This window comes from Streptomyces ossamyceticus, from assembly GCF_001418475.1.
GTDB lineage: Bacteria > Actinomycetota > Actinomycetes > Streptomycetales > Streptomycetaceae > Streptomyces > Streptomyces ossamyceticus.
In genome coordinates, this window is sequence record NZ_LIQX01000670.1 from 1 (window position 1) to 2,178 (window position 2,178).

2 protein-coding genes and 1 pseudogene are annotated in these 2,178 nt (G+C 67.7%); 1 reads left to right on the top strand and 2 read right to left on the bottom strand.

Annotated features, from left to right (window positions below; translation table 11 throughout):
- Positions 1 to 202 precede the first annotated feature (202 nt).
- Both AOK15_RS36195 and AOK15_RS36200 read right to left on the bottom strand, forming a co-directional pair.
- Positions 203 to 607 carry a cupin domain-containing protein gene (locus AOK15_RS36195; RefSeq protein WP_055522726.1) on the bottom strand — a complete coding sequence of 135 codons (405 nt, stop codon included), beginning with the start codon at positions 605 to 607 and terminating at the stop codon, positions 203 to 205.
- Positions 604 to 1,179 (bottom strand): annotated as a pseudogene (locus AOK15_RS36200) (MFS transporter); the annotation flags it as partial. The pseudogene AOK15_RS36200 and the gene AOK15_RS36195, both read right to left, overlap by 4 nt.
- 198 nt (positions 1,180 to 1,377) lie before the next feature.
- Here AOK15_RS36200 and AOK15_RS45350 point away from each other — a divergent pair.
- Positions 1,378 to 1,548, top strand: coding sequence for a hypothetical protein (locus tag AOK15_RS45350; protein WP_157870478.1), 171 nt, complete (start codon positions 1,378 to 1,380; stop codon positions 1,546 to 1,548).
- Positions 1,549 to 2,178 lie beyond the last annotated feature (630 nt).

Sequence of the window (2,178 nt, forward strand, 5' to 3'; positions counted from 1 at the left end):
CACCACTCGTTTGACAGTCCCTGACGGGTGGGCTGGCCTTCGGGCTCGAGCCAGGCCAACGGCCTGTCCTGCGGGTGGGAGCCCAACCGGTCTCGGGTGAGAGGGGTCTGTCACGGTCGTGAGCACTGCTGCGGATCGCTGTGGGGGTGATGTGAAGCGTTACCCTCTCTGGCCCGGCAGGGTCTGCCGGGCCAGGTGTTGTTCAGCGGGTGTTCGTGCGCCTTTCAAGGCGGGTGCCGTGGCGAAGGGTGATCGACATCAGGTCGCTCGGGGCGTCCAGCTCCAGCCGATGCCAGCGGCCTCGGGGGACGATCACGGCGGTGCCTGCCCGCAAGTGGACCGTGCGCTCTGCGCCGTCGGACTCATCGGGGCGGAAGTACAGGCGGACGCCGCCGGTCAGACAGCACACCGCCTCCTCGGCCTCCGGATGCATCTCCCCGTGATCGGCGTGCACATCGGCGTCGGTCTCCACATGGAACGTCGCGATCTGCCAGGCGCCGGAGTCGCTGCCCGTCATTCGCCGTTCTGCGGCTTTGACGTTGCCGTCGGGGTGGATGTGCAGCGCCGAGGCGAACAGGTCGATGGGTGAGAGCGGTGTCGTCGTCATGACGGTGTTCCTTCCGGTCGGTTCTGTGCGGTGGTGGCGGGTCGTGGCGCAGGTGTTTCGGTCCGGCGGCGGGGCCGCATGCCGATCGCCACGGCCGCCGCGAGCAGGAAGAGGACGGCGGCGATGGCAAGGCCCAGGATGTAGCCCTCGTTGATCGCGGCAGGGGTGGTATCTGTGCCGGTGCGGTGTGTGGCGATGGTGGCCAGGGAGGCCAGGCCGATACAGCCGCCGAGTTGGCGGGAGCCGCTCATGAGGCCGGAGTCCATGCCAGCCTCACGGCGGGGGAGACGCCGGTGGTTGCGGCGGCGACGATCGGGGCTCTGACCAGGCCGACGCCGACTCCGGTAACAATGCAAGGGCCGAATACGTCGGTGACGAGGCCGCCGTCGGGACTGATTTAGGCGAACCGAGCCAGGCCCATGGACGCGAGCAGAGTGCCAGGCCAGGGACGTACCAGGTGTGCATGTCGCGGTGACGCGGGTAGCGACGAGGTTGCCCGCGATCAGGCTCGCGGAGAAGGGAAGGAACGCGGTACCGGTTGCTGCGGCGCCCATGCCCAGCACCTGCTGCATACGCCGTCGTGCCGTCGTGCCGTCCAGTGAAAGCCGGTGAGCAGGGACGCGAAGCCACATCACTGCATATCCGAGCAAGTGGTGTGGAACTCGATCCTCCGGAGTTGTATGCGGCGGCAAAGGGGGCCTGCCAAACAACTTCCCAGCTGTGAGCGTCGGTCGTGACATCGCTGCACGTCGAACCATCCGGAGCACACCTTGCCCACCAGCGTCCTGGCCGTGGTCGCCTTGTCCGTCCTTCTCGGATTCCTGGTGATCATCTTGCACTGGGTGGACAGCCACAGGCCGGACTCGACGGCGGCGGACCGAACGAGGACCGACGCCGAGACCACCGCCGGCACGAACATCAACCGCGGCTCAGGCGCCTGATCACAGAAAGACTGGGGGACGCCGCACGTACGCCTCCTCGTCCTGCTGCACAACGCCTACGCGATGGGTGGCACCGTACGGACGATATGACACTCACCGACACGCTCGCCGGGCGAGACCAGGTGGAGCTCGTGGCGGTCTTCCGGCACTACGGGAAACCACAATTGGGGCGGTCGCCGGAGGTGCCGCTGCGGGCCCTGGGGACCGGCGCAAGGGATCCGCGGACGCGGCGGACCCGCTCGCCCAGCGGGCCGGAGAGGTCTTCCCGAAGGGGGACAGCCGCTCTCATCAGTACCGAAGGTCGGCAGCAGGAACCGTGGTGCGACGTAGGGGACGAGGAAGAGATACGGCGCCGCCACGGCCACCGCCACCCAAAGCCGCTGCGGTACGGCGGACCGGCGCGCCCGGTGCTCCGCCCACGAGCTCCGCACCCCGCCAGACGGAAAGCTACATCAACCCACATACGGACACATGTTGTGGAACTCGATCCTCCGGAGTTGTACACGGTGGCGCGACAGGCCTGCCAAACAACCTCCCGGATGTGAGCGTGGGCGAGATTGCTGCACGTCGAACAACCGAGGCACACCATGCAGCCCGATGAGGGAGGGCTGCCCGCGTCTCACCTGAGGG